The following is a 22,184-nucleotide window of genomic DNA, read 5'->3' as shown; positions in this document are numbered from 1 at the left end:
TGGCATGAAATGGACGGCCCCGCAGCGATGCGGGGCCGTTTCGCGTTTCCCGAATCAACGCCGTTTGTGACGCCCGGCAGGGCCGTCCGGCGCGTTAACCTTTCTGTGCAAGAGCCGCGCTCGCTGCCCGGAATGTGAAACTTCGCCGCTGAAATCTCTGTTTTCCAAGCTTTTCCAATGGTTTCTGTTTCTCATGGCGAAAAAGGAGATTATAGTCGTGAAGCTTAGAACATAGACAAATGCGCATTCGAAGGCGCAGGGCGGGGGGGCCGATTTTTTAATGATCAGATCAGAATTAATTCAGAAGATCGCGGACGAGAACCCACACCTTTACCAGCGCGACGTGGAGCGCATCGTGAACACGATCTTTGAAGAGATCATTGACGCCATGTCAAACGGCGATCGGGTGGAGCTGCGCGGTTTCGGGGCGTTCTCCGTGAAGAAACGCGATGCGCGCACGGGCCGGAATCCGCGCACCGGCGCATCGGTGGAGGTTGAAGAAAAATCCGTGCCGTTCTTTAAGACGGGTAAGCTTTTGCGGGATCGTCTGAACGAGAAATGAACGGAATTTTCTGATGTTTCGATATTTGCGCTATCTCTTTCTCGTCTTGCTCGGGCTGAGCCTGATCACGGTCGCGCTGGCCAACCGTGGTTTCGTTTCGCTGCGGCTTTTGCCCGAGGGTGTATCGGGCTTCATCGGCGGCGACTGGGAGATCCGCCTGCCGCTGTTCCTTGTGGTGTTCGGCGGCATTGTGGCCGGTCTTCTGATCGGCTTCATCTGGGAATGGCTGCGCGAGGCGCGCCACCGCGCCGAAGCGACCCGCGCCAAGCGCGAGGCCAAGACGCTGGAGCGCGAGGTCAAGCGGCTCAAGACCGCCACCGCCCCCAAACCGAATGACGACGTGCTCGCCCTGCTTGAGGATGGCGGCAAGGCAGGCTAAACCGCCTGTCATGGCAACCGGGGACATCAGGGTAAAGATCTGCGGACTTTCCGAAGCCGCGCATGTCGCGGCGGCGGTCGAGGCCGGTGCGGCCTATGTCGGCTTCGTATTCTTCGCCAGATCCCCGCGCAATGTAAGCATCGAACAGGCGCACGGGCTGGCGGCCGGGGTGCCGCCGGGCGTCGCCAAGGTGGCGCTGACGGTGAATGCCGACGATGCCGCGCTGGACGAGATCGTGGACCGCGTGCCGCTGGACATGCTTCAACTGCACGGCGCCGAAAGCCCCGCGCGGGTGGCGCAGGTGAAGGCGCGCTACGGGCTGCCGGTGATGAAGGCGGTGGGCGTGGCCGACGCCGACGATCTGCCTGCTCTGGCCGAATATGGCCGTGTGGCCGACCAGCTACTGGTCGATGCCAAGCCGCCGAAGGGGGCCGATTTGCCCGGTGGCAACGGTCTGGCCTTTGACTGGCGGCTGATCGCGGGCCGGCGCTGGCCGGTGCCGTGGATGCTGGCCGGGGGGCTGACGCCGGAAAACGTGGCGCTGGCCATTCAGATGACGGGCGCGCGGCAGGTGGATGTCTCCTCGGGCGTGGAAAGCGCGCCGGGGGTCAAGGATGCGGCGCTGATCGGGGCCTTTATCGAGGCGGCGCTGGCATGAGCCTGCGGTTCCGCGAAGCCCGCCGCGATGACGTGGCCGCGGTGGTCGCGCTGTTGGCTGACGACGCGCTGGGCGCCGCGCGCGAAGGGGCGGGCCTTGCGCCCTATCTGGCTGCTTTCGACACGATGCAGGCCGAGGGCGGCAACCTGTTGATCGTGGGCGAGGATGCGGGCGGCCGGATCGTCGCTACCTATCAGCTGACCCTGATTTCTGGCCTGTCACTGAAAGCGGCGCGCCGGGCACAGGTCGAAAGCGTGCGGGTGGCCGGTGATCTGCGGGGGCAGGGGCTGGGGGCCGCGATGATGGCCGATGCCGAGGCCCGCGCCCGCGCCGCCGGCTGCCGCCTGATTCAGCTGACCACCAACAAAAGCCGCAACCGCGCGCAGGCGTTTTACCAGCGGCTCGGCTTTACCGCGTCGCATATTGGCTTTAAACGCGAACTGGATTGAACGGGAGAGAGCGATGGCGTTTGTCAGATCAATCGAAAGGGATGACAAAGAAGTTCGATCTGCTCACCCGACCCAACTTGTATGTAAATACATGGTTGGCGAACGCGACGGAATGAAAGTTCTTCAGCTGAATAGTTACGGTTCTGATGATCGTGACATGCCTGGGAAACTCAGCCAGACGCTTCAGTTTAGCGAAGAATCTGCCAGACAATTGTACCAAATTCTGCACGCTGAATTTGGATTTGGAGACGTATGACCATGGCCGAAGACCTTATCAACAGCTTCATGACCGGCCCGGATGAAAACGGCCGGTTCGGCACCTTTGGCGGGCGGTTCGTCAGCGAGACGCTGATGCCGCTGATCCTGTCGCTGGAAGAGGAATATGAACGCGCCAAGACCGACCCCACGTTCTGGGCGCAGATGGACGATCTGTGGAAGAACTACGTCGGCCGCCCCAGCCCGCTCTACCATGCCGACCGGCTTTCCAAACATCTGGGCGGGGCCAAGATCTATCTCAAGCGCGACGAGCTGAACCACACCGGCGCGCATAAGATCAACAACGTGCTGGGCCAGATCATCCTCGCGATGCGCATGGGCAAGACGCGCATCATCGCTGAAACCGGGGCCGGGCAGCACGGTGTGGCCACGGCCACGGTCTGTGCCAAGTTCGGGCTGAAATGCGTGGTCTACATGGGCGCGCATGATGTGGAGCGTCAGGCGCCCAACGTGTTCCGGATGCGCCTTTTGGGGGCCGAGGTGGTGCCGGTGACATCCGGCCGCGGCACCCTGAAAGACGCGATGAACGATGCGCTGCGCGACTGGGTAACCAACGTGCGTGATACGTTCTATTGCATCGGCACGGTGGCGGGTCCGCATCCCTATCCGGCGATGGTGCGTGATTTCCAGTCGATCATCGGCAAGGAAGTGCGCTGGCAGCTGGAAGAACAGGAAGGTGAGGGCCGCCTGCCCGATACGCTGATCGCGGCCATCGGCGGCGGGTCGAACGCCATGGGGCTGTTCTTTCCGTTTCTGGATGACAAGGACGTGCGCATCATCGGGGTCGAGGCTGGCGGCAAGGGCGTGAATGCCAAGATGGAGCATTGCGCATCGCTGACCGGCGGTCGCCCCGGCGTACTGCATGGCAACCGCACCTATCTGCTGCAGGACGATGACGGGCAGATCCTCGAAGGGTTCTCGATTTCGGCCGGGCTGGATTACCCCGGCATCGGGCCTGAGCATTCCTGGCTGCACGATACCGGCCGGGCCGAATATGTGGCGATCACGGATGCCGAGGCGCTGGAGGCGTTTCAGCTTTGTTGCCTGCAGGAGGGGATCATCCCGGCGCTGGAGCCCAGCCACGCGCTGGCCCACGTGATGAAGATCGCGCCGGAGTTGCCCGCTGACCATATCATCGTGATGAATATGTGCGGGCGCGGCGACAAGGATATCTTCACCGTGGCCAAACACCTCGGGTTCGACATGAACACCGGCGACTGACGCCGGCGCGGCCCCGTCTGCACGGCGGGGCCTGCGCATACAGCGCCTAAACTTTGGTTTATGCGCGGTTTCCTGTGGTTTAGGCGGCCGGCTTTAAACCTGCGGGCAATATCCCCGGCTTCCGGGGTGGGCTTACCTCCTTTCACGAGGCGCGCATCGGCGTTGCCATGACAGTGAAAGGAAGACCCCATGAAATTCAGGAAAACCCTGGCCGTTCCGGCCATCGCCCTGTTGATGTCCACCGCCGCCCTTGCCCAGACCACCCCCGATCCGGTTGTCGAGGGGATCGTGTCCGACCTGTCCGGCAGCGGCTATTCCGGCATCGAGATCCGCCGCAGCGCGACCCGATACCGGGCCGAAGCCACCGGCGCGGCGGGCAAGCTGGAACGGACCTATAGCATCGACGGCACGTTGATGAAGGAAGAGCTGAAGGCCGGAGGCAAGGAAATCGAGCGCACGTTCGATGCCCAGGGCAATGTCGTCAAGGAAGAGATCGACGATTATGACGATGAGAGTCTCGAGGACGAGGACGAGGGTGAAGACGAAAACGAAGCTGAAGATGACGACAGCAACGATGATGACTCTGATTCTGACTCTGATGACGACGAAGGCGACGACAGCTGATCTGCGCTGACGCCCCCTTGCCACGGTGCCTTCGTTTCGGGAATGTGAAGCGAAGGCGCCATTTGGCACGCCCCGAAAGGATATCATGCAACGCAGACTGTTTCTGAGCTGTGCTTCGGCGGCCCTGATCTGGGCCGGCGGCGCCTTTGCGGCTGACCTTCAGGAGCGTATCGTCGCTCAGCTGCGCGGCCAGGGCTTTTCGGAAATCCGTGTGTCGCGCACGTTGCTGGGGCGGACCCGGATCGTCGCCCATGGCAACGGCGTCGAGCGCGAAATCATCTTCAATCCGCGGACGGGAGAGATCCTGCGCGATCTGTGGGACGACGAGGATGACGACGACGAGGACGACGCCGAGCTTTTCGATCCGCGCGACAGCCATGCCCCGGGCGGGTCTGGCGGCGGCCGGGGCGGGCCGAACGAAGACGACGAAGATGAGGATGAAGACGAAGACGAAGACGAGGATGAAGATGAAGACGGGTAAGGCGGCCATCCCCTTCGGGGGGCCACGAAACCCGCACCGGGGGGACTGAAGGCATTTGAAAGACCGGGTTTTCGTGATCGCGATATTGCTGGTTCAGGCAATCTGCGCGGTGTTCTTCGTCTCTGACATCGTTCTGAGCGTCGTCGGCCTGCGCACGACGCCGATCAGCTGGCAAACCCGCGAGCTGCTGGAGATCGGCGCGGCGGTCGGCTTGATCCTCGGGCTGGTGCTGGGGGCCGTGGCGCTGCGGCGGACGATGCAGAAAACCCAGCGCTATCAGGAACAGCTGCGCGTCGCCTCGGGCGCCTTCGCGGAATTGATGCAGGAGCGGTTCGCGCAATGGGCGTTGACCCCGGCAGAGAAGGACGTGGCGCTGTTTGCGATCAAGGGGCTGTCGACGCAGGAAATCGCCGCGCTGCGCAATACCTCCGAAGGCACGGTCAAGGCGCAGACCAACGCGATCTACCGCAAGGCAGGCGTCAGCGGCCGGCCCCAGCTTCTGAGCCTGTTCATCGACGATCTGATGGACGACGCCTTGCTGGGCAAGGCCGGCTAACCCTCAATCGGGCAGGGCGTTGAGCTGCAGGATCTCCAGCGGCACGATCTCCAGCGCGCGGGCATGGGTGGCCGAAAGGCGCACCTTCGGCGCGCAGCCTTCCTCATGCGCCTGCAGAAAGCGGGCGGCGCACAGGCACCATTGATCCCCCGGCTTCAGCCCCGGAAAGCGGAACTCGGGGCGCGGGGTGGAAAGATCGTTGCCAAGGTATTTCGACAGGGCCAGAAACTCCGCCGTCACCTCCACACAGACGGTATGACTGCCGTGATCGTCGGCGCAGGTGTTGCAATGCCCGTCGCGGAAGAACCCGGTCAGCGGGCGGGCGGAGCAGGGGGCCAACTCCTGGCCGAGGACGTTGGTCGCGGGGTCTTTCTGCATCTCATGCGGTTCCTTCTGCCGTGCCGCTTTGCCAGTCGACCCAGCGGCCATGGAAATCGACGCGTCCCATCGGCAACACCTGACCCTCGGGCCACAGCTGCAGGGTCAGGGCGGCGCCGGGCGAGGCGCCATCCGCCTCCATCGCGAAACGGGCCAGCGGGGCCTCGGCGCTGGCTCGTGCGCCGGCGGCGTCGATGATGGCGTTGCCCCTGGCCTGCGCCTGTGCGGGCAGGTATTGCCAGGCGATGGTGTGATAGATCAGGTGCAGGTGTCCGGGATATTGCCGGGCCAGATGCGGCCCCAGCCAGTCGAGCGCGTCGGCCCGGTCCACCGGCGCGCGGGCCACGGCGATGGCGGCCTCTGTGCGGGCCAGCCGGTCGGGCTGATCGGGCCAGATATAGGCGCGCAGGCGCAGGGCATCCGCCGGATTGGCGGGATCGAGCGGGTTCAGATCGACGCCGCGGCGGTCTGCGATCCGGGGGGCGGCCAGCGGCGGCAGGTCGCCGCGCCAGTCAGGGTCGAGCACGAGTGCCGCATCCCGCGGCCCGCGCCGCCCGTCGGGCAAGTCCAGCGCGAAGTGATCCCACATCAGGTTCAGGCCGGCGCTGGCACCGATTTCCGACACGATCAGCGGCAGCCCGTAGCGTGCGCTCAGCCAATGCCCGGCGGCGATCAGTGGCGCGCTTCGGCGCACCTCGTTGGTCTGTGGGGCGCTGTCCAGCCAGCGCTGCAGCCGGTCTTCCTGCGCCGTCAGCGCCCCGCTCACCGCCTGCCACAGCGCATCATCGGTGGGATCGTGCGGCGGATAGGCGGCGGCCAGGTCGGGCGCTTCGCCCGACAGCACCAGCCCGTGCAGCGCCCCGGCAAAGCGCAGTGGCACCGATTGGCCACGGGGGCCGAAATCGCCTTGCCAGGTCAGCATCCGGTCGGCGACGGGCGTGCCGGGGCGCAGCCGGTCGGCTGTCAGCCGCAGCAGCCGCGCGGTGAAGGGCGAGCCGAGCGCCGCGCAGTTCTCTGCCTGTTGCAAGAGGGCCGCGCGCAGGGTCACCGGAACCGGTCCGCGAGCTTTTGCAGAGGGCTGCGCGAATCCGCTTTCCTCTCGGGTATGGGCGGGGTTTCGGGTTTCGCCACCGGCTCGGTCTTGGACGATCGCGGCGGCGCCACCCGCAGGGCGACCGCGTTCAGAAACCGGCCCGTGTCGCCCGCGGCCAAGGCCGGGGCGCCGTCGGACAGCCCGCGCAGCAGATCGTCCAGCCAGACCTGATCGGCCTTGGCAAAATCGCTCAGCACATACCCCGCCACGCGGTCCTTGTGGCCCGGATGGCCGATGCCCAGCCGGACCCGGCCATAGGCTTCGCCGATATGCTCGTGGATCGAGCGCAGGCCGTTGTGCCCCGCGTGCCCGCCGCCCTGTTTCACCCGGCACTTGCCCGGCGCAAGGTCCAGCTCGTCATGAAATACGGTGATGTCGCCCGGCGTCAGCTTGTAGAATCGCATCGCCTCGCCCACCGACTGGCCCGAGCGGTTCATGAAGGTTTCAGGTTTCAGCAGCAGCACCTTTTCGCTGCCCAGCCGGCCTTCGGCCATCTGCCCCTGAAACTTCGCACGCCAGGGGGCAAAGCCATAGTCGGCGGCGATGCGATCCACCGCCATAAAGCCGATATTGTGCCGGTTGCCCGCATATTTCGCGCCGGGATTGCCCAGACCTACGAAAAGCCGCATCGCGCGCCTCCTGCTGTTTCCCTGCCCCTTACCTAGGGCGCGTCCGCCGGAGCGGCAAACAAAAACGCGAGGCCGGGGCCCCGCGTTTTCAAATTCTGCCAGAGGCCGGGGATCACTCCTCGGTGGTCTCTGCCTCTTCTTCGCCTTCTTCGTCATCGGCCGAACGCAGGCCCGACGGGGCCGAGATATTGGCGATGACGAAGTCACGGTCGGTGATCATCGGGCGCGTGCCCTCGGGCAGGGTGATGTCCGAGATGTGGATGGTATCGCCGATGTCGCGACCGGTCAGATCCACCGTCAGCTTTTCGGGGATGTCACCGGCGGTGACCTTCAGCTCGACCTCGGGGCGCACAACGGTCAGAACGCCACCCTTCTTGATGCCGGGTGCGATTTCCTCGTTCAGGAACTCGACCGGGATGAACAGGTTGATGCGCGAGGTGCGGCGCAGGCGCATGAAATCAACGTGGATCGGCAGATCCTTGACCACATCGCGCTGCACGCTGCGGCAGATCACGCGCACGTCTTCCTGGCCTTCGACCTTCATGTTGAACAGCGTCGACAGAAAGCGCCCGGATTTCAGCCGCTTCAGCAGCTCGTTGTATTTCAGATTGATCGCGACAGGGTTTGCCCCGCCGCCATAGATGATGCCCGGTACGAATTGCTCACGACGAGCTTGACGAGCGGCCCCCTTGCCTGTCCCCGTCCGTACCGTGGCGTGAAGATCAGGGATCTCACCAGCCATAGTCGTTCTCCAATGTTATGGGCATCCTCCAAGGGTGCATGCCCGAATGAAGCCGCGCGTATAGGCGAGAACGGCGAAGATTGGAAGGGGAAAACCGTCGCGGCCCGCGCTTTGCCGGGGTCAGGCCAGGTTCGCGGCCACGGCGCGGGCGCGCGCCCACCGCGCATCCCAGCCCCAGCCCGAAGCGCCCGCCGCGGCGGAGCCGTCGCGGTTGGTGGTCGAGGAGGGCGCGAACGGGTCGGAAAACACCGCATGTTCGACCATCCGCCCCCAGGCCTGTTCGGCCGCCGGAAGCGTCGCGGCATGGCCCTTGAACGCTTCCTGAAACTTGCGCTGCGCCAGAAGCGCCGTCGCCGAAGACGATTTTTCCCCCGCGATGGCCACCGCCAGCGCGGCGAACACCGCCGTCACCGCCTTTTCCACCGCGCTCATCGACGCTTTCAGATCGGCCGGGTCCTGTTCGGACGTGGCCAGCACGCCCGAGGCCAGCAACCCGGCGGCAACGATCACCGCCAGCAGGGCCAGAACCCAGAAGGCGCGCATTTCAAACAGAAACAGGGCGGCCACAGGCGCGCGTTTGATGGCATATCCGCCAAGAAACGGCAGCACGATGCCGATGGCCAGCATCGCGAGCAGCACCCAAAGCGCTACGGGCCAGTCAGCGGGCGCAAAAAGCGAGAACCCCGCCCAGGGCTTTTTCAGATAGAGGATCGCGCCGAAGCCGACGGAGACCAGCGAAAAGATCGCGCTGCGCACCTTGCTGTCGATCACCTCCCACAGCATGGATCAGACCTTGACGCAATGGGGCGGAACATGGGTGCAGCACCATTGCAGATCGCCATCCTCGGTGATGATCGGGCGCAGGGGGCGATAGGGCTGTTCCTGCCGGCACTCGCCCATCAGGTTCATTGAAGCCGCCGACAGGACCACCTTCGCCGCCTCGAGGTTCACGCGCAGAAGATCGTCGCTGCTTTCGTGGGAAAGCGCGGCGGTGCCGCTGCCGAAGGTGGATATGCCCGCCGGGCGCCGCGCCTCGAGAATATCGTCGATCTTCCGGATGACGGCCTTGATCTCTTCTTCCGGGTCTAACATCGGCAATCTCCTCCGTCATGCAATCGGGTCAATGAAAGGCGGATCGGCGCGCTTGAAATCCGGCGCGCACGTGCCGGATGGTGGCATGATTCGGCGTGCCGGCCAAAGGTTTCGCGGATGCCCGGGGCCCGCGAGCCCCGGGCGCTGCGGATCGTTTCAGCCCTGACCGTCAAGCGCCGGGTTCAGGATCGGGGTCACGCCGAACACCGCCGGATCATCGGGGGTCACCGTCACCTCGACCGCGTGCATGTCGGCAGAGCCGAACACTTCCAGCGCGGTCATCTTGGGGGCCGCCTTGGGGAAGGGGCGGAACACGCGGAACTTGTGGCTGTCGCCGAAGATCAGCAGAACCGGCTTGTCGAAGGCCGCGGCCTTTTCGGTCAGCACCCCGGCGAAGTTGATGAAACCCGAATGGCGCAGAAATCCTTCGGGCGCCCATGCGGGGCCGAAATCGAACTCGAACATATCGGCATGGATCGACAGAACCACGGCGGCGGCATCCGCGGCGATGGCCTGATCGAAACTGTCGGACAGCCAGGCGACATTGGCGGCGTCACGGGCAAAGAACTCCATCGCCGCTTTCTGGTCGCGGGCCTCCAGGTTGTTGTTGGAGCCGACAACATGGGCCTGGATGAAATGCACGCCTTCATGGGCAAAGCGGGTGTTTTCCACGTAGGTGGCAAAGCGGTCGGCCATCACCACCGCCTGGCTTTCCAGCGCGATCGGATCGGTGCCGAAACTTGTCGATGGATCGGTGAAATAGGTGCGGCGGATGTAGTCCAGCCGTTCCAGCGGATCGAAGCCGCCGGCCTTGGGGCGGTGGCAATCCGTCCATTCATTGTCGCCCGGCGTATAGACGGCGGCCGGCGCGAAGCTGTTCAGAAAGCCAAGCTGCGCATCCAGCATCGCGTCGTCGCAAGGGGTGGAGCCGGATTTGGTATCCCCCACATGGATGGTGAAGGCGGGCTTGCGCGCGTTGACCGTGGCGATCAGCGTTTCGAAGGGGGCGAACACCTCTTCGGGCGTGCCATAGGGCGCATCGCCAAGCGCGACGAAGGTGAAGGGCTCGGACTGGGCCGTCAGGGCGCCGGCCGTCAGGGCGACGGCGCCGAAAAGAGCGTGTTTGAACATCAGTGCACTCCGGATGCTGAGGGGAAGAACGGTGCTACACTGCGAACAAAGGGTGACAGGCCGGTGACCGGGGGGCGAAACCTCGGTTACCGTTTCATTGCCATTTTCCGGCAAACCCCTCGGGCACCAGCAGCACGTCACGGTCCAGATCGCGGGCATGCTTGCGCCCGCACAGCGCCATGCTGGTGTCCAGCTCCTTGTGGATGATCTCCAGCGCCTTTGTCACGCCGGCCTCGCCCATCGCGCCCAGCCCGTAGATATAGGCGCGGCCGATGTAGGTGCCCTTTGCACCCATCGCCAGCGCCTTCAGCACGTCCTGGCCCGACCGGATACCGCTGTCGAGGTGGACCTCGATCTTGTCGCCCACCGCATCCAGGATCGCGGGCAGGGCGCGGATCGCCGAAAGCGCACCGTCCAGCTGCCGCCCGCCGTGGTTCGATACCACGATCGCATCGGCGCCCACCTGCAGCGCCATCCTGGCGTCCTCGGCATCCAGAATCCCCTTCAGGATCAGCTTGCCGCCCCACTGCCGTTTGTAATCCTTCACTTTTTCCCAGTCGAGCCGGGGATCGAACTGCTTTGCCGTCCATGTCATCAGCGATGAGGCATCTTCCACATCTGCGGCATGGCCCACGATATTGCCGAACTGGCGCCGCTTCGTGCCCAGCATCCCCAGCCCCCAGCGCCATTTGGTGGACAGGTCCAGCATCGTCGGGATCGTCATCTTTGGCGGCGTCGTCAGCCCGTTCTTGAGATCCTTGTGCCGCTGGCCCAGGATCTGAAGATCCAGCGTCAGCACCATCGCGCCGCATTTCGCATCCTTCGCGCGCTGGATCAGCCGGGCGATGTAATCGGCATCCCGCATCACGTACAGCTGGAACCAGAACGGTGCGCTGGTGTGTTCGGCCACATCCTCGATCGAACAGATCGACATGGTGGACAGGGTGAAGGGCACTCCGAATTTCTCGGCGGCGCGGGCGGACTTGATCTCGCCATCGGCGCATTGCATGCCGGTCAGGCCGACCGGTGCCAGCGCCACCGGCATCGCGACGTCCTGCCCAATCATCCGCGACGTGGTCGAGCGGCCCTCCATATCCACCGCCACGCGCTGGCGCAGGTATATGTCTTGGAAATCACTGCTGTTTTCGCGAAAGGTCTGCTCTGTCCAACTTCCGGCCTCGGCATAGTCATAGAACATCCGGGGCGCGCGGCGCTTGTAGAGGCGGCGCAGGTCTTCGATGCTGGTGATGACGGGCATGGGGCGTCCTTCCGCATTGGTCATGTCTCGTTACCAATCGGGCGGATTTCTGGCAATCTCCCTGTGCCACAAAGCGCTTGGCCGGGGCGCGGGTTTGGCGCAAGGATGGGCCCCATGAACATTGTCACGATGGGTCTTCTGGCCAGCCTCGCCGCAGGGATGATGACGGCGGTCGGCGCGCTGCCGGTGCTGCTGGGGCAGAGCGTTTCGCGCCGCGCCAACGACGCGATGCTGGGCTTCGCGGCGGGGGTCATGCTGTCGGCCTCGTTCTTTTCTCTGATCCTTCCGGGGATCGACGCGGCCGAGGCGATGTATGGCTCTGTCGTGATCGCGGCGCTGATCTCGGGGGCGGGCATCGGGCTGGGCGCGCTGGTGGTGGCGGGGCTGAACGAAACCCTGCCGCATGAGCATTTCTTTCAGGGCCACGAAGGCGCCGATGCCGGGGCGCTGGCGAAAATCTGGCTGTTCGTGCTGGCCATCACCATCCACAATTTCCCCGAGGGCATGGCTGTCGGCGTCGGCTTCGGCGGCGGCGATGTGGCGAACGGGATTTCGCTGGCGACGGGCATCGGGCTGCAGAACGCGCCCGAGGGGCTGGCCGTGGCGGTGGCGCTGCGCGGGCAGGGCTACAGCCGGCGCCGTTCGTTTCTGGTGGCGCTGGCCACCGGGCTGGTGGAGCCGGTGGGCGGGCTGCTGGGTGCGGCGGCGGTCAGCCTGTCGGCGGTGTTGCTGCCCTGGGGGCTGGCCTTCGCGGCGGGGGCGATGATCTATATCATCAGCCACGAGATCATTCCCGAAACCCACCGCCACGGCCATCAGAATGCCGCCACGACGGGGTTGACCGTGGGGCTGATCCTGATGTTGTTGCTGGACGTCATTCTGGGCTGACGCCGCCAACAAGAGGGATGTGAATGAACGACCAACCCGCAGGCCCCGGCCCCCTGCGCATCCGCGCCGCGGCCCCCGATGATATCGCCGCCATCCTTCCGATCTGGAACGCCATCATCCGCGACACGCTGATCATCTTCAGCCCCGAGGAGCGGACGGCGCAAGGCGTGGCGCAGCTGCTGGCCGCGAAGGCGGCGGCGGGGGAACCGTTTCTGGTGGCCGAAATCGGCGGCCGGGTGCAGGGGTTTGCCACCTACGGCCCGTTCCGGGGCGGCGCCGGATATGTGCACACGATGGAACACACCATCATTCTGGCGCCGGGCGCGCGTGGCCACGGCGCGGGCCGCGCCCTCATCGCCGCGCTCGAGGATCACGGCCGCGCCGCCGGCATCCACTCGCTTTTCGCCGGCATCAGCGCCACGAACGCCGAAGGCATCGCCTTTCACGCCGCCATCGGCTTTGCCGAGGTCGCCCGCCTGCCGCAGGTCGGCCGGAAATGGGGCCAGTGGCTGGACCTCGTGTTGATGCAGAAATTTCTGTAATCGCGGCCTGACAGCCCGCGCCGCAGCCGATACTCTGCCCGCATGTCGATCTGGACCCGCATCTCTGACGCCATTGCCGCCCTTGCCAAAGGCGAAAGCCTGGCAACGGTCTTTGACCGGCTGCGCACGCCGCCAGAGCGCAGCGTTGCCTTTGCCATCGCGGTGATCGCGCTGGGGGCCAAGATGGCCAAGGCCGACGGGCATGTCACCCGTAACGAGGTCGCGGCCTTCCGCGAGGTGTTCACCATCCCCCAGGCCGAGGCGCGCAACGCCGCGCGCGTCTTCAATCTGGCGCGTCAGGACGTGGCCGGGTTCGAGGAATACGCCCACCGTATCCGCCGGATGTTCGGCGACGATGAAGGGCCGCTGGCCGATCTGCTGGAAGGCCTGTTCCACATCGCCGTGGCCGATGGCGAATATCACCCGAACGAGGATCAGTTCCTGTTTCGCGTGGCCGAGATCTTCGGCCTGTCGGGCCCGTGCTTCCGCGCGCTTCGCGCGCGTTTCGTGGCCGATACGCCGCCCGATCCCTATGACGTGCTGCGCGTGCCCCGCGAGGCCTCGCTGAACGAGATCCGCAAGGCCTGGCGCGACGCGGTGCGCGCCTCGCACCCCGACCGGATGATCGCGCGCGGGGTGCCGGAAGAGGCGGTGAAACTGGCCGAAACCCGGCTGATCGCGATCAACCGCGCCTGGGAGGAAATCGTCGAGGAGCGCGCGGCGTGAGGATCGCCACCTATAACGTCGAATGGTTCAACTCGCTGTTCGACGACGACGGGCTGCTGCTGGACGACGGCGGCTGGTCGGGCCGGCGCGATGTGCGGCGGCGCGATCAGATCGCGGCGCTGGGTATCGTGTTCACCGCGCTGGACGCGGATGCGGTGATGATCATCGAGGCGCCCGACCATAACGGCCAGCGCGCGACCGTGCCCGCGCTGCAGACCTTCGCGAAACGGATGGGGCTGCGCGCGCGCCGCGCCATCGTCGGGTTTCGCAACCATACCCAGCAGGAAATCGCGCTGCTTTACGACCCCGATGCACTGACGCCCCGGCACGATCCGCAGGGCGCGCAGACCGGCAAGAAGGGCTCTTCCGATGCGCCCCGGTTCGATTCGGTGTTCCGCTGGGACGTGGATGTGGACATGGCGCCGGAACTGATCCGGTTTTCCAAGCCGCCGCTGGAGCTGGCCGTGGAAACGCCGGGGGGGCAGCGCTTCCGCATGATCGGCGTGCACGTGAAATCCAAGGCGCCACATGGCGCGCGCACCGCCGACGAAATCATGCGCGTGTCGATCGACAACCGGCGCAAGCAGCTTGCGCAATGTATCTGGCTGCGCCAGCGGGTGGTGGACCATCTGCGCGCCGGCGATCCGCTGATCGTGCTGGGCGATTTCAACGACGGCCCCGGCCTGGACGAATATGAAAAGCTGTTCGGCCATTCCGGGGTCGAGATCGTGCTGGGCACGGCGGAAGAGGAAGAGGAAGAGGAAGAGGCGCTGCGGCTTTATGACCCACATGCGCGCGAGGCGCTTCAGGGGCGGCTGTGCGCCCAGCCCGCCACCGCGCGGTTCTTCATCGAAAGGGAAATGCGCTATCTTTCAGCGCTGCTGGACTATGTGATGATCTCGCCCGATCTGCGGGAAAGGGCACCGCGCTGGCGCATCTGGCACCCGTTCGACGACCCCAGCCTTTATGCGGTGCCGGAGTTGCGCGACGCGCTGCTGACCGCGTCGGACCATTTTCCGGTGACGCTCGACCTCGCGCTCTGATCTTCAAATGGGGTGCGCGCGCGCTTATACTCGGATCATGAAACACCTTTTCGCCCTTGCCCTTTCGGCCAGCCTGCTTGCCGCCCCCGCCCATGCGCAGGGCGATATGGAAGAGGGGCTGAAACGCCTTGAGGAGGGCGCGCGGCAGTTTTTCGAAGGGCTGGCCGACGAGATGGAGCCGGCGATGCGGGGCCTGGCCGCGCGCCTGGAGCCCACGATGCGCGCGCTGCTGCGGCTGATCGACGATTTCGATGCCTATGAGATGCCCGAGCGCCTGCCGAATGGCGATATCATCATCCGGCGCAAGCCGCCCGCGCCCGCCTTGCCCGACCCGGAGCACGGGATCGAGATCTGAGGCGCCGGAAAGTTTCATGCCTCCGGCGGGGATATTTTCGGAAAGATGAAAGGGTCAGGCCCGTTTGATCTTTACGCCGGTTTCGACGCCCAGGGATTTGGCCAGCGAGGCGAAGCGGGCCTCGGCGACCTCGCCGAACAGATCGCGGGCGGCGGGGGCGAGCCAGAGTTCGAGCCGTTTCTGCTTGGGGTGATAGTGCAGCTCGGCCATCTGGTCGAGCGCCTTGGACGAGAACATCGCGCCGAAGCGCATCGCCTTGCCCAGCACTTCGGCATCGCCGATCTGCTTTTCGCTGAGCAGGGCGAAGAGCGGGTCCAGCCGGCTGCCGGCGCGGTTGTTCTTGTAGCGGTGCAGCAGCGCCAGCCCCAGAAACACCCGGCCCTCGTGATCCAGCCCGCCCAGGTTGGCGCGGGTGGCGTTGTCGAAGCAGACCTCGTGCCGGTAATCGGGATGGGCGCGCCAGGCGGTGTCGTGCAGCAGGCAGGCGGCCTTGACCAGGCGCTTGCGCTGATCGCCCGAGGTGCTGAACAGCGGCTGCACGAAGCGGAAAAGCTGGGCGCCGAAGCCCGGCAGCCGGGCCGAGCTGGCCTCGGCGAAGCGGCAGGCCTCTATCAGCGGGTCGCGGGCGCGCAGCCGTTCGGGCATCTGCTCGTACAGCAGCCCTTCGCGGATGCCGTAGCTGGAGACGAAGATCTCCTTTGGTTTCAGCGTATAGAGAAGCTGGCGAAGCACCTGCGCCGCGACCGGCACCAGCGCCATCCTCGTGGACGAGACGCCGGTGCGGGCGCGCAGTTCGTCGGTATCATTTTCGGCGATCCAGCGGATGGTTTGCAGGATCGATTTGCGTGTCATCCGGTATTCGTGCAGCACCAGCAGCGGATAGCCGCGCCGCTCCATATCCAGGCGGGCGATGGCGCGCCATGATCCGCCGACGAGGTAGAGCCGGTCATGGCCGGTGCCCATGGTCGCGGCCAGATCGGCCATGATGCCCGAGACATAGCTGTCGAGCGCCTTGGCGCCGCCCTTCACATCGCGCAGCTTCAGCGGACCCAGCGCCGAGGTCACGCGTTTGCCCACCCGGCCTTCGTGCAGTTCGGCCAGTTCCATCGACGAGCCGCCGATATCGCAGACCAGCCCGTCGGCGCCGGGCCAGCCCAGCAGCACCCCCTGGGCCGACAGGCGGGCCTCTTCCTCGCCGTCGATGACCCAGGGTTTCAGCCCGGTCTCGCGTTCGATCTCGGCGCAGAATTCGGGGCCGTCCTCGGCCTCGCGCATGGCGGCGGTGGCGACCACGGTGAGCGGCACGGCGCCCATGCCTTCGGCCAGCAGCGCGAAGCGGCGCAGCGCCGACAGCGCCCGCCGGCGGCCTTCGGGGTTGAGCCGGCCGGTTTCGCCCAGCCCGGCGCCCAGGCCGCACATCAGCTTTTCGTTGTAGAAATAGGCCGGGCTGCGCGCGGCGCCGTCGAACACCACCAGCCGGACCGAGTTCGACCCCACATCGACCACGCCGACGCGCGACAGGGCCCGCGCCGAGGGGTCTTCGAAGAGCGGGCGGCCGAACGGCCCCCAATCGTCAGAGCGCTGGTCTGCGCTGCCATCCATGTGCTTAACCCCCGCAGGTCTGCCCGGACCTTGCCAATACCGGCCCCCCGGCGTCAATCCTTGGAATGCGCCAGTTGCGGCACATCGGCCGCGCCGGCGGTTCCCCGCCCCGAAAGCGACGGGTTTTCCATGAAGAACCGGTGGCAGTTGAACGCGCCCTCCGTGACGGGATGGCGGGTAAAGCTGTTGTCCGGGTTCATCACCCAGCTTTGCGCGGTATCGGCCAGGTTGGCGGCCATGATCTGATTGACGATCTGTTCCTTCACCGTGTCATTCCTGATCTCGACCAGGGTTTCCACCCGGCGGTTCAGGTTGCGCCCCATCCAGTCGGCCGACGAGATATAGACCTTGGCCTTTTTCGACGGCAGCCCGTGACCATTGCCGAAACAGGCGATGCGCGAATGTTCCAGAAACCGCCCGACGATGGATTTGACGCGGATGTTTTCCGACAGCCCCTTGATGCCCGGCCGCAGCCCGCAGATGCCGCGCACCACCAGGTTGATCTTCACTCCCGCCTGGCTGGCGGCATAGAAGGCGTCGATCATGTCGGGCTCGATCAGCGAGTTGACCTTGCCCCAGATCTCGGCCGGGCGGCCCAGGCGGGCGAATTCCGCTTCGCGGCGGATCCGGTCGAGCAGCGTGGATTTCAGCGAGATCGGCGAGATCGAGAGGTTTTCCAGCCCTTCGGGTTCGGCATAGCCGCCGACATAGTTGAACACCTTGGTCGCATCGCGCCCCAGCGCCGCGTCGCAGGTGAAAAAGCTGAGGTCTGTATAGATCTTCGCGGTGATCGGGTGGTAGTTGCCGGTGCCGTAATGGGTATAGGTCACGAGCTGATCGCCCTCGCGCCGGACCACGGTGCTGATCTTGGCGTGGGTCTTGTATTTGATGAACCCGTAGACGACCTGCGCGCCCGACCGCTCCAGCCGGCGGGACTGGCGGATATTGGCGGCCTCGTCAAAGCGCGCCTTCAGCTCGATCAGCGCGGTGACCGATTTGCCGTCTTCGGCGGCCTCGCAGAGCGCCGAGACGATCGGGGAATCCTTGGAGGTGCGGTAGAGCGTTTGCTTGATCGCCACCACGTCGGGATCGCTCGCCGCCTGTTGCAGGAAGCGGACCACCATGTCGAAGGTTTCGTAGGGGTGGTGCAGCAGCATGTCTTTCTGGCGGATCGCGGCGAACATGTCGCCGTCATGATCCTGCACACGCTCGGGCACCCGCGGCGTGAAGGAGGGCCACAGAAGATCTGGCCGGTCGTCCAGCACCAGCTCCCGGAGGTCGGAGACGCCGATCAGCCCGCGCACCTCGATCACCTCGGCCTCGGTGATGTGAAGCTCGTTCATGATGACCGAGCGCAGCTCTTCGGGGGCGCCGGCGGACAGTTTCATGCGCACCACCTCGCCCCGGCGGCGGCGTTTCAGGGCGACTTCGAATTCGCGCACCAGATCTTCGGCCTCTTCCTCGACCTCCAGATCGCTGTCGCGCAGCACGCGGAAGGTGCAGCTTCCCAGCGCCTTGTAGCCGGGAAAGAGCGAGTTGACGTGGATCAGCAACAGCTCTTCGAGCGGCAGCACCCGGTGTTCGCCTTCTTTCGCGGGCAGGGACACGAACCGGTCGATCTGATGCGGGATCGGCAGCAGTGCCTGCAGCGGGCGGCCGTCGCGGACCCGTTCGAGCTGCAGCGCAAGGCAAAAGCCGGTGTTGGGGATGAACGGGAAGGGATGCGCCGGGTCGATCGCCAGCGGCGACAGGACGGGGAAGACCTTGTTGAGGAAATGGGTCTCGAGCTGGACCCGGTCGCGCTTTGTCAGCTTGGAGCGGGTGAGGATGTGGATGCCTTCCTCCTCCATCTCGCGCTTGAGCTGGTTCCACACGGTCTGCTGCGCCTGCAGCAGTTTGCGCGCGTCCTTGTCGATCAGCACCAGCTGTTCGGCCGGGGTCAGCCCGTCGGCGGCGGGGGTGGTGTTGCCGGCCTTGGCCAGCTCACGCAGGCCGGCCACGCGGACGGTGTAGAATTCATCCAGATTGGTCGCAGAGATCGACAGGAACCGCACCCGCTCCAGCAGCGGCACGCGCGGGTTGCGCGATTCATCCAGCACCCGCCAGTTGAAACCCAGCCAGCTCAGTTCCCGGTTGCAGAACCGCTTGGGCCCGGTGCGATGGCTCTCGGGCACCTCGACGGGGGCGGGCAGGGGGGATTTCAGGAAATCAGCAGGTGTCATGGAAGGGTCGGATACCATTTTGGGAATATGTCGCCGTTATCACCCGCGGGTCGGGCGATTGTCCAGAACCTCGGCGGCCAGACGCTCGCCGATCTTGCGCCCGGTGGCCAGGGCGCGGGCGTCCAGCGCGGTGACCAATGCCTGTGCGGCGGCGAAAGAGCGTTCCATCCGCCCGACGAGATAGGGAATCAGGCCCGGCGGCACCGCAAGCTGGCGGTCGGTGAACAGCTTCACCAGCAGCGCCGACAACAGCATGTCGTCGGGCGGCTCCAGCGTGGCGGTGGCGGTGGCCTCCATCCGGCTTTTCAGATCGGGCAGGGCCAGCGGCCACAGGCGCGGTGCGATGCGGGCCGTCAGAAACAGGGTGCCGCCTTCGGCCAGCAGCAGGTTGTGCAAGTGGAACAGCGCCTGTTCGGCGGCGGTGTCGCCGGCGGTGCGGTCGGCATCCTCCACCGCCACGGCGCCGCAGCGCGACAGGGCGCTGATATCGGCGCCGGGCAGGGCGGAGGCGGCGATGATCGTGGCCCCGGCCAGCCCGGCCCAGACATGTGTCAGATGGGTCTTGCCCGCACCGGCCGGGCCGACCAGCACCAGCTTGCGCTGCGGCCAGTCGCCCCAGCGTTCGATCTGCGCGACCGCCAGCGCGTTGGCGGGCGAGACGAAGAAATCCTCCCGCCCCCGGGCGGCGCGCAGGGGCAGGTCGAAGACAAGCTGCTCTGCCATCAGTCGTCCTCGCGCGCCTCTAGCCCGCGATAAAGCCGGCCGGCCATGTACTGTTCGACCCCGAACCGCGCCAGCACGCCGATCGAGGCCGCCACCGGCACCGCGATCAGCATGCCGACAAAGCCGAAGACCGAGCCGAACGCCGTCAGCGCCAGGATCAGCCAGACCGGGTGCAGCCCGACGCTGTCACCCACCAGCTTGGGCGTGATGAAATTGCCCTCGACGATCTGCCCGCCGATATAGATCACGGCCACCAGCCCGATCATCAGCCAATCGCCCCAGAACTGGAAAACCGCCAGCCCGATCGCGACCACCCCGCCAAGGATGGAGCTGATATAGGGGATGAAGGCCAGCAACCCCGAGAACAGCCCGATCACCAGCCCGAACTGAAGCCCCACCAGCATCAGTGTGACGGCATAAAACCCCGCCATGATCAGGCAGACCGTGCCCTGGCCGCGCACGAAGCTGGACAGGGTGCCGTCGATCTCGTGCGCCAGCCGGCGGATGACCGGCGCGTGATCGCGCGGCAGCAGCCTGTCGATCTGGGCCACCATCTTGTCCCAGTCGAGCAGCAGGTAGAAGGCCACGATCGGAACGATGAACAGCAGCATCAGGATGCTGATCAGGCTCATCGCCGAATTGACCACCTGGTTCAGCAGCTCGCCGCCGCGCGCCTGGATCGCGTCGCCCAGGCTTTGCAGCGAACGGCGCAGCAGCGAATTGGTCTCGGTCAGGTCGGGGAACCGCTCGGCCACGAATTTCTGCAGGTTGTTCAACAGCTCCGGCGCCACCTCGATCAGCGCGGTTGCCTGATCGACCACAAGCGGGATGATCAGCAGCATCGCCAGAATGACGATCAGCGCCACGCCAAGCATGATCAGCGCGGTCGACATCGCCCGCGACAGGCCCCACGCCTCCAGCCGGTCGGCGGCGGGGTCGAGGAAATAGGCGATCGCCCCGCCCAGCACGAAGGGCAGGATCACATCGCCCAGATACCACAACAGCACAAAGAACACCGCCGCGGCGACGCCCCAGTACCTCAGCTGTTGTCTCTCCGGCAGTGCCATCATGCCTCCTGCGCTTGCCGGTTCAGTCTTCGCCCATGCACGCCCATCTTGCAAGGGGCGCGAGGTGCTTGTCTGGGGCGTGTCGATGGCATAGGAGATTGCGGACCGTTTCAGCCAAGAGGCCCGCCCGCACATGCGCCTGTCCCGCTATTTCCTGCCCGTTCTGAAAGAGACGCCCGCCGAGGCGCAGATCGTGTCGCACCGCTACATGCTGCGGGCCGGCATGATCAAACAGGCCAGCGCGGGGATCTATTCCTGGCTTCCGCTGGGCTTCAAGGTGCTTCGGAAGATCGAGCAGATCGTGCACGAAGAACAGGCCCGCGCCGGGCACATCCCGATGCTGATGCCGACGCTGCAATCGGCGGATCTGTGGCGCGAAAGCGGCCGCTACGAGGATTACGGCGAGGAAATGCTGCGGATCACCGACCGGCACGGGCGCGATATGCTCTATGGCCCCACCAACGAAGAGCTGATCACCGATATCTTCCGGTCCAATGTCAACAGCTACAAGGACCTGCCGCTGACGCTGTACCACATCCAGTGGAAATTCCGCGACGAGATCCGCCCGCGCTTCGGCGTGATGCGCGGGCGCGAATTCTACATGAAGGATGGCTATAATTTCGACCTGACCAAAGAAGACGCGCTGCACGCCTATAACCGGCATCTGGTCAGCTATCTGCGCACCTACGAGCGGATGGGGCTGCAGGCGATCCCGATGCGCGCCGACAGCGGGCCCATCGGCGGCGATGATACCCATGAATTCCTCGTGCTCGCCGACACCGGCGAAAGCGAGGTCTTCTATGACAGCGCCGTCACCGACATCCGCCTTGGTGCGCGCGAGATCGACTATGACGACAAGGCCCAGTGCCAGGCGGTGATGGAGGAGTTCACCTCGCTCTACGCCCGCACCGACGAAACCCACGAAGAGGCGGCCTTTGCCGAGGTGCCCGAAGACCGCCGCCGCAGCGCGCGCGGCATCGAGGTCGGGCAGATCTTCTATTTCGGCACCAAATATTCCGAACCGATGGGCGCCAACGTGGTCAACCACGAAGGCGCGCGGGTGCCGGTGCATATGGGCAGCCACGGCATCGGCGTCAGCCGCCTTGTGGGGGCGATCATCGAGGCCAGCCATGATGACAAGGGCATCATCTGGCCCGAAGGCGTCACGCCCTTCCACTGCGGCATCATCAACCTCAAGCAGGGCGACGCAGAGGCCGACGCGGCCTGCGAGGCGCTCTACAAGGCGCTCGAGGGCGCGGGGCTGGAGCCGCTGTACGACGATCGCAACGAGAGGGCCGGGGGCAAGTTCGCCACGATGGATCTGATCGGCCTGCCCTGGCGCATCACCGTCGGTCCGCGCGGGCTGAAGAACGGCGTGGTCGAGCTGACCAGCCGCCGCACCGGCGAAAGCGAAGAGATGCCCCCCGAGGCCGCCATCGCCCGCATCACCGAAATCTACGCCGGGGTCTGAGGCGCGGAAATTCCAA

Annotated in this window: 27 protein-coding genes; 15 read left to right on the top strand and 12 right to left on the bottom strand. The window is 65.4% G+C overall.

The features are described from left to right. Window positions 1–280 precede the first annotated feature (280 nt). The 9 genes from ihfB (at window position 281) to GGR17_RS03445 (ending at window position 5,206) form a co-directional block, all read left to right on the top strand. Complete coding sequence (ihfB, locus tag GGR17_RS03485) at window positions 281–562, top strand: integration host factor subunit beta (RefSeq protein WP_037204232.1); 282 nt, start codon at window positions 281–283, stop codon at window positions 560–562. A gap of 13 nt (window positions 563–575) precedes the next feature. Next, window positions 576–941 carry a lipopolysaccharide assembly protein LapA domain-containing protein gene (locus GGR17_RS03480; protein ID WP_054538076.1) on the top strand — a complete coding sequence of 122 codons (366 nt, stop codon included), beginning with the start codon at window positions 576–578 and terminating at the stop codon, window positions 939–941. A gap of 10 nt (window positions 942–951) precedes the next feature. Then, window positions 952–1,599 carry a phosphoribosylanthranilate isomerase gene (locus tag GGR17_RS03475; protein WP_054538077.1) on the top strand — a complete coding sequence of 216 codons (648 nt, stop codon included), beginning with the start codon at window positions 952–954 and terminating at the stop codon, window positions 1,597–1,599. After that, window positions 1,596–2,048: a GNAT family N-acetyltransferase gene (locus tag GGR17_RS03470; protein WP_037204222.1), complete on the top strand. Its 453-nt coding sequence runs from the start codon at window positions 1,596–1,598 to the stop codon at window positions 2,046–2,048. The genes GGR17_RS03475 and GGR17_RS03470 overlap by 4 nt, the downstream gene beginning before the upstream one ends. Window positions 2,049–2,061: 13 nt before the next feature. Then, window positions 2,062–2,304: a hypothetical protein gene (locus GGR17_RS03465; RefSeq protein ID WP_157445508.1), complete on the top strand. Its 243-nt coding sequence runs from the start codon at window positions 2,062–2,064 to the stop codon at window positions 2,302–2,304. Window positions 2,305–2,306: 2 nt separating this feature from the next. Next, window positions 2,307–3,545, top strand: a complete 1,239-nt coding sequence (gene trpB / locus GGR17_RS03460) for a tryptophan synthase subunit beta (RefSeq protein ID WP_054540309.1) — start codon at window positions 2,307–2,309, stop codon at window positions 3,543–3,545. 189 nt (window positions 3,546–3,734) lie between these two features. Beyond that, window positions 3,735–4,169 carry a hypothetical protein gene (locus GGR17_RS03455; RefSeq protein WP_054538078.1) on the top strand — a complete coding sequence of 145 codons (435 nt, stop codon included), beginning with the start codon at window positions 3,735–3,737 and terminating at the stop codon, window positions 4,167–4,169. A gap of 85 nt (window positions 4,170–4,254) precedes the next feature. Beyond that, a complete protein-coding gene (locus tag GGR17_RS03450; RefSeq protein WP_054538079.1) occupies window positions 4,255–4,650 on the top strand; it encodes a hypothetical protein in 396 nt (131 codons plus the stop codon). A gap of 55 nt (window positions 4,651–4,705) precedes the next feature. Beyond that, window positions 4,706–5,206, top strand: coding sequence for a helix-turn-helix transcriptional regulator (locus GGR17_RS03445; RefSeq protein ID WP_054538080.1), 501 nt, complete (start codon window positions 4,706–4,708; stop codon window positions 5,204–5,206). A gap of 3 nt (window positions 5,207–5,209) precedes the next feature. Here the strand turns inward: GGR17_RS03445 and GGR17_RS03440 are convergent, their stop codons facing one another. The 8 genes from GGR17_RS03440 to GGR17_RS03405 all read right to left on the bottom strand — a co-directional run bounded on the left by GGR17_RS03440 (window position 5,210) and on the right by GGR17_RS03405 (window position 11,529). Then, on the bottom strand, window positions 5,210–5,584 hold the full coding sequence (locus GGR17_RS03440; RefSeq protein WP_054538081.1) for a DUF2237 family protein: 375 nt from the start codon (window positions 5,582–5,584) through the stop codon (window positions 5,210–5,212). A 1-nt stretch (window position 5,585) separates the two neighbouring features. Further along, window positions 5,586–6,632, bottom strand: coding sequence for a DUF2332 domain-containing protein (locus GGR17_RS03435; RefSeq protein ID WP_054538082.1), 1,047 nt, complete (start codon window positions 6,630–6,632; stop codon window positions 5,586–5,588). After that, complete coding sequence (gene pth, locus GGR17_RS03430; RefSeq protein ID WP_054538083.1) at window positions 6,629–7,306, bottom strand: aminoacyl-tRNA hydrolase; 678 nt, start codon at window positions 7,304–7,306, stop codon at window positions 6,629–6,631. The genes GGR17_RS03435 and pth overlap by 4 nt, the downstream gene beginning before the upstream one ends. 112 nt (window positions 7,307–7,418) lie before the next feature. Then, window positions 7,419–8,048: a 50S ribosomal protein L25/general stress protein Ctc gene (locus tag GGR17_RS03425; protein WP_054538084.1), complete on the bottom strand. Its 630-nt coding sequence runs from the start codon at window positions 8,046–8,048 to the stop codon at window positions 7,419–7,421. Between the two features lie 120 nt (window positions 8,049–8,168). Beyond that, window positions 8,169–8,831 carry a hypothetical protein gene (locus GGR17_RS03420; protein ID WP_054538085.1) on the bottom strand — a complete coding sequence of 221 codons (663 nt, stop codon included), beginning with the start codon at window positions 8,829–8,831 and terminating at the stop codon, window positions 8,169–8,171. Window positions 8,832–8,834: 3 nt separating this feature from the next. Beyond that, window positions 8,835–9,140, bottom strand: a complete 306-nt coding sequence (locus GGR17_RS03415) for a hypothetical protein (protein ID WP_054538086.1) — start codon at window positions 9,138–9,140, stop codon at window positions 8,835–8,837. A gap of 156 nt (window positions 9,141–9,296) precedes the next feature. Then, window positions 9,297–10,271 carry a hypothetical protein gene (locus GGR17_RS03410; protein ID WP_054538087.1) on the bottom strand — a complete coding sequence of 325 codons (975 nt, stop codon included), beginning with the start codon at window positions 10,269–10,271 and terminating at the stop codon, window positions 9,297–9,299. Between the two features lie 94 nt (window positions 10,272–10,365). Next, the gene (locus GGR17_RS03405; RefSeq protein WP_054538088.1) at window positions 10,366–11,529 is read right to left on the bottom strand and encodes an alpha-hydroxy acid oxidase; all 1,164 of its coding nucleotides are present in this window, start codon (window positions 11,527–11,529) and stop codon (window positions 10,366–10,368) included. 105 nt (window positions 11,530–11,634) lie between these two features. Here GGR17_RS03405 and GGR17_RS03400 point away from each other — a divergent pair, with 105 nt between their 5' ends. Genes GGR17_RS03400 through GGR17_RS03380 form a run of 5 tightly spaced genes read left to right on the top strand, consistent with a single transcriptional unit; the run spans window position 11,635 to window position 15,083 of the window. Further along, window positions 11,635–12,417, top strand: a complete 783-nt coding sequence (locus GGR17_RS03400) for a ZIP family metal transporter (protein ID WP_054538089.1) — start codon at window positions 11,635–11,637, stop codon at window positions 12,415–12,417. A 23-nt stretch (window positions 12,418–12,440) separates the two neighbouring features. Then, a complete protein-coding gene (locus GGR17_RS03395; protein ID WP_054538090.1) occupies window positions 12,441–12,959 on the top strand; it encodes a GNAT family N-acetyltransferase in 519 nt (172 codons plus the stop codon). Window positions 12,960–13,001: 42 nt separating this feature from the next. Continuing rightward, window positions 13,002–13,685 (top strand): molecular chaperone DjiA, encoded by a 684-nt coding sequence (locus tag GGR17_RS03390; protein WP_054538091.1) that lies wholly within the window; start codon window positions 13,002–13,004, stop codon window positions 13,683–13,685. Next, window positions 13,682–14,728 carry an endonuclease/exonuclease/phosphatase family protein gene (locus GGR17_RS03385; protein ID WP_054538092.1) on the top strand — a complete coding sequence of 349 codons (1,047 nt, stop codon included), beginning with the start codon at window positions 13,682–13,684 and terminating at the stop codon, window positions 14,726–14,728. Before GGR17_RS03390 ends, GGR17_RS03385 begins: the two co-directional genes overlap by 4 nt. Window positions 14,729–14,765: 37 nt before the next feature. Continuing rightward, a complete protein-coding gene (locus tag GGR17_RS03380) occupies window positions 14,766–15,083 on the top strand; it encodes a hypothetical protein (protein ID WP_054538093.1) in 318 nt (105 codons plus the stop codon). Window positions 15,084–15,137: 54 nt separating this feature from the next. On the opposite strand, the gene GGR17_RS03375 is transcribed toward GGR17_RS03380, so the two are convergent. From GGR17_RS03375 to GGR17_RS03360, 4 genes are read right to left on the bottom strand one after another with little or no spacing between them, the layout of a single operon-like run. Beyond that, a complete protein-coding gene (locus GGR17_RS03375; RefSeq protein WP_054538094.1) occupies window positions 15,138–16,685 on the bottom strand; it encodes a Ppx/GppA family phosphatase in 1,548 nt (515 codons plus the stop codon). 53 nt (window positions 16,686–16,738) lie between these two features. Then, window positions 16,739–18,907, bottom strand: coding sequence for an RNA degradosome polyphosphate kinase (locus GGR17_RS03370; protein WP_054538095.1), 2,169 nt, complete (start codon window positions 18,905–18,907; stop codon window positions 16,739–16,741). A gap of 39 nt (window positions 18,908–18,946) precedes the next feature. Further along, a complete protein-coding gene (locus GGR17_RS03365) occupies window positions 18,947–19,630 on the bottom strand; it encodes a P-loop NTPase family protein (protein WP_054538096.1) in 684 nt (227 codons plus the stop codon). Continuing rightward, on the bottom strand, window positions 19,630–20,697 hold the full coding sequence (locus tag GGR17_RS03360; protein WP_054540310.1) for an AI-2E family transporter: 1,068 nt from the start codon (window positions 20,695–20,697) through the stop codon (window positions 19,630–19,632). The genes GGR17_RS03365 and GGR17_RS03360 overlap by 1 nt, the downstream gene beginning before the upstream one ends. 133 nt (window positions 20,698–20,830) lie before the next feature. Here GGR17_RS03360 and proS point away from each other — a divergent pair, with 133 nt between their 5' ends. Beyond that, on the top strand, window positions 20,831–22,168 hold the full coding sequence (gene proS, locus GGR17_RS03355; protein WP_037204185.1) for a proline--tRNA ligase: 1,338 nt from the start codon (window positions 20,831–20,833) through the stop codon (window positions 22,166–22,168). Window positions 22,169–22,184 lie beyond the last annotated feature (16 nt).

Origin of the sequence: Actibacterium naphthalenivorans, from assembly GCF_014196965.1 — a bacterium.
In the GTDB taxonomy this organism is placed as follows: domain Bacteria; phylum Pseudomonadota; class Alphaproteobacteria; order Rhodobacterales; family Rhodobacteraceae; genus Actibacterium_A; species Actibacterium_A naphthalenivorans.
Note: the sequence above shows the minus strand (reverse complement) of the source record. Positions and strands in the feature narration are given on the sequence as shown.

Coding starts and splice junctions, on each gene's coding strand:
- GGR17_RS03380 (WP_054538093.1), top strand. CDS start 14,766: ATGAAACACCTTTTCGCCCTTGCCCTTTCGGCCAGCCTGCTTGCCGCC.
- GGR17_RS03440 (WP_054538081.1), bottom strand. CDS start 5,584: ATGCAGAAAGACCCCGCGACCAACGTCCTCGGCCAGGAGTTGGCCCCC.
- GGR17_RS03420 (WP_054538085.1), bottom strand. CDS start 8,831: ATGCTGTGGGAGGTGATCGACAGCAAGGTGCGCAGCGCGATCTTTTCG.
- ihfB (WP_037204232.1), top strand. CDS start 281: ATGATCAGATCAGAATTAATTCAGAAGATCGCGGACGAGAACCCACAC.
- GGR17_RS03475 (WP_054538077.1), top strand. CDS start 952: ATGGCAACCGGGGACATCAGGGTAAAGATCTGCGGACTTTCCGAAGCC.
- GGR17_RS03360 (WP_054540310.1), bottom strand. CDS start 20,697: ATGGCACTGCCGGAGAGACAACAGCTGAGGTACTGGGGCGTCGCCGCG.
- GGR17_RS03405 (WP_054538088.1), bottom strand. CDS start 11,529: ATGCCCGTCATCACCAGCATCGAAGACCTGCGCCGCCTCTACAAGCGC.
- GGR17_RS03425 (WP_054538084.1), bottom strand. CDS start 8,048: ATGGCTGGTGAGATCCCTGATCTTCACGCCACGGTACGGACGGGGACA.
- GGR17_RS03415 (WP_054538086.1), bottom strand. CDS start 9,140: ATGTTAGACCCGGAAGAAGAGATCAAGGCCGTCATCCGGAAGATCGAC.
- GGR17_RS03370 (WP_054538095.1), bottom strand. CDS start 18,907: ATGACACCTGCTGATTTCCTGAAATCCCCCCTGCCCGCCCCCGTCGAG.
- GGR17_RS03465 (WP_157445508.1), top strand. CDS start 2,062: ATGGCGTTTGTCAGATCAATCGAAAGGGATGACAAAGAAGTTCGATCT.
- GGR17_RS03455 (WP_054538078.1), top strand. CDS start 3,735: ATGAAATTCAGGAAAACCCTGGCCGTTCCGGCCATCGCCCTGTTGATG.
- GGR17_RS03480 (WP_054538076.1), top strand. CDS start 576: ATGTTTCGATATTTGCGCTATCTCTTTCTCGTCTTGCTCGGGCTGAGC.
- GGR17_RS03365 (WP_054538096.1), bottom strand. CDS start 19,630: ATGGCAGAGCAGCTTGTCTTCGACCTGCCCCTGCGCGCCGCCCGGGGG.
- GGR17_RS03375 (WP_054538094.1), bottom strand. CDS start 16,685: ATGGATGGCAGCGCAGACCAGCGCTCTGACGATTGGGGGCCGTTCGGC.
- GGR17_RS03400 (WP_054538089.1), top strand. CDS start 11,635: ATGGGCCCCATGAACATTGTCACGATGGGTCTTCTGGCCAGCCTCGCC.
- proS (WP_037204185.1), top strand. CDS start 20,831: ATGCGCCTGTCCCGCTATTTCCTGCCCGTTCTGAAAGAGACGCCCGCC.
- pth (WP_054538083.1), bottom strand. CDS start 7,306: ATGCGGCTTTTCGTAGGTCTGGGCAATCCCGGCGCGAAATATGCGGGC.
- trpB (WP_054540309.1), top strand. CDS start 2,307: ATGGCCGAAGACCTTATCAACAGCTTCATGACCGGCCCGGATGAAAAC.
- GGR17_RS03450 (WP_054538079.1), top strand. CDS start 4,255: ATGCAACGCAGACTGTTTCTGAGCTGTGCTTCGGCGGCCCTGATCTGG.
- GGR17_RS03395 (WP_054538090.1), top strand. CDS start 12,441: ATGAACGACCAACCCGCAGGCCCCGGCCCCCTGCGCATCCGCGCCGCG.
- GGR17_RS03470 (WP_037204222.1), top strand. CDS start 1,596: ATGAGCCTGCGGTTCCGCGAAGCCCGCCGCGATGACGTGGCCGCGGTG.
- GGR17_RS03390 (WP_054538091.1), top strand. CDS start 13,002: ATGTCGATCTGGACCCGCATCTCTGACGCCATTGCCGCCCTTGCCAAA.
- GGR17_RS03410 (WP_054538087.1), bottom strand. CDS start 10,271: ATGTTCAAACACGCTCTTTTCGGCGCCGTCGCCCTGACGGCCGGCGCC.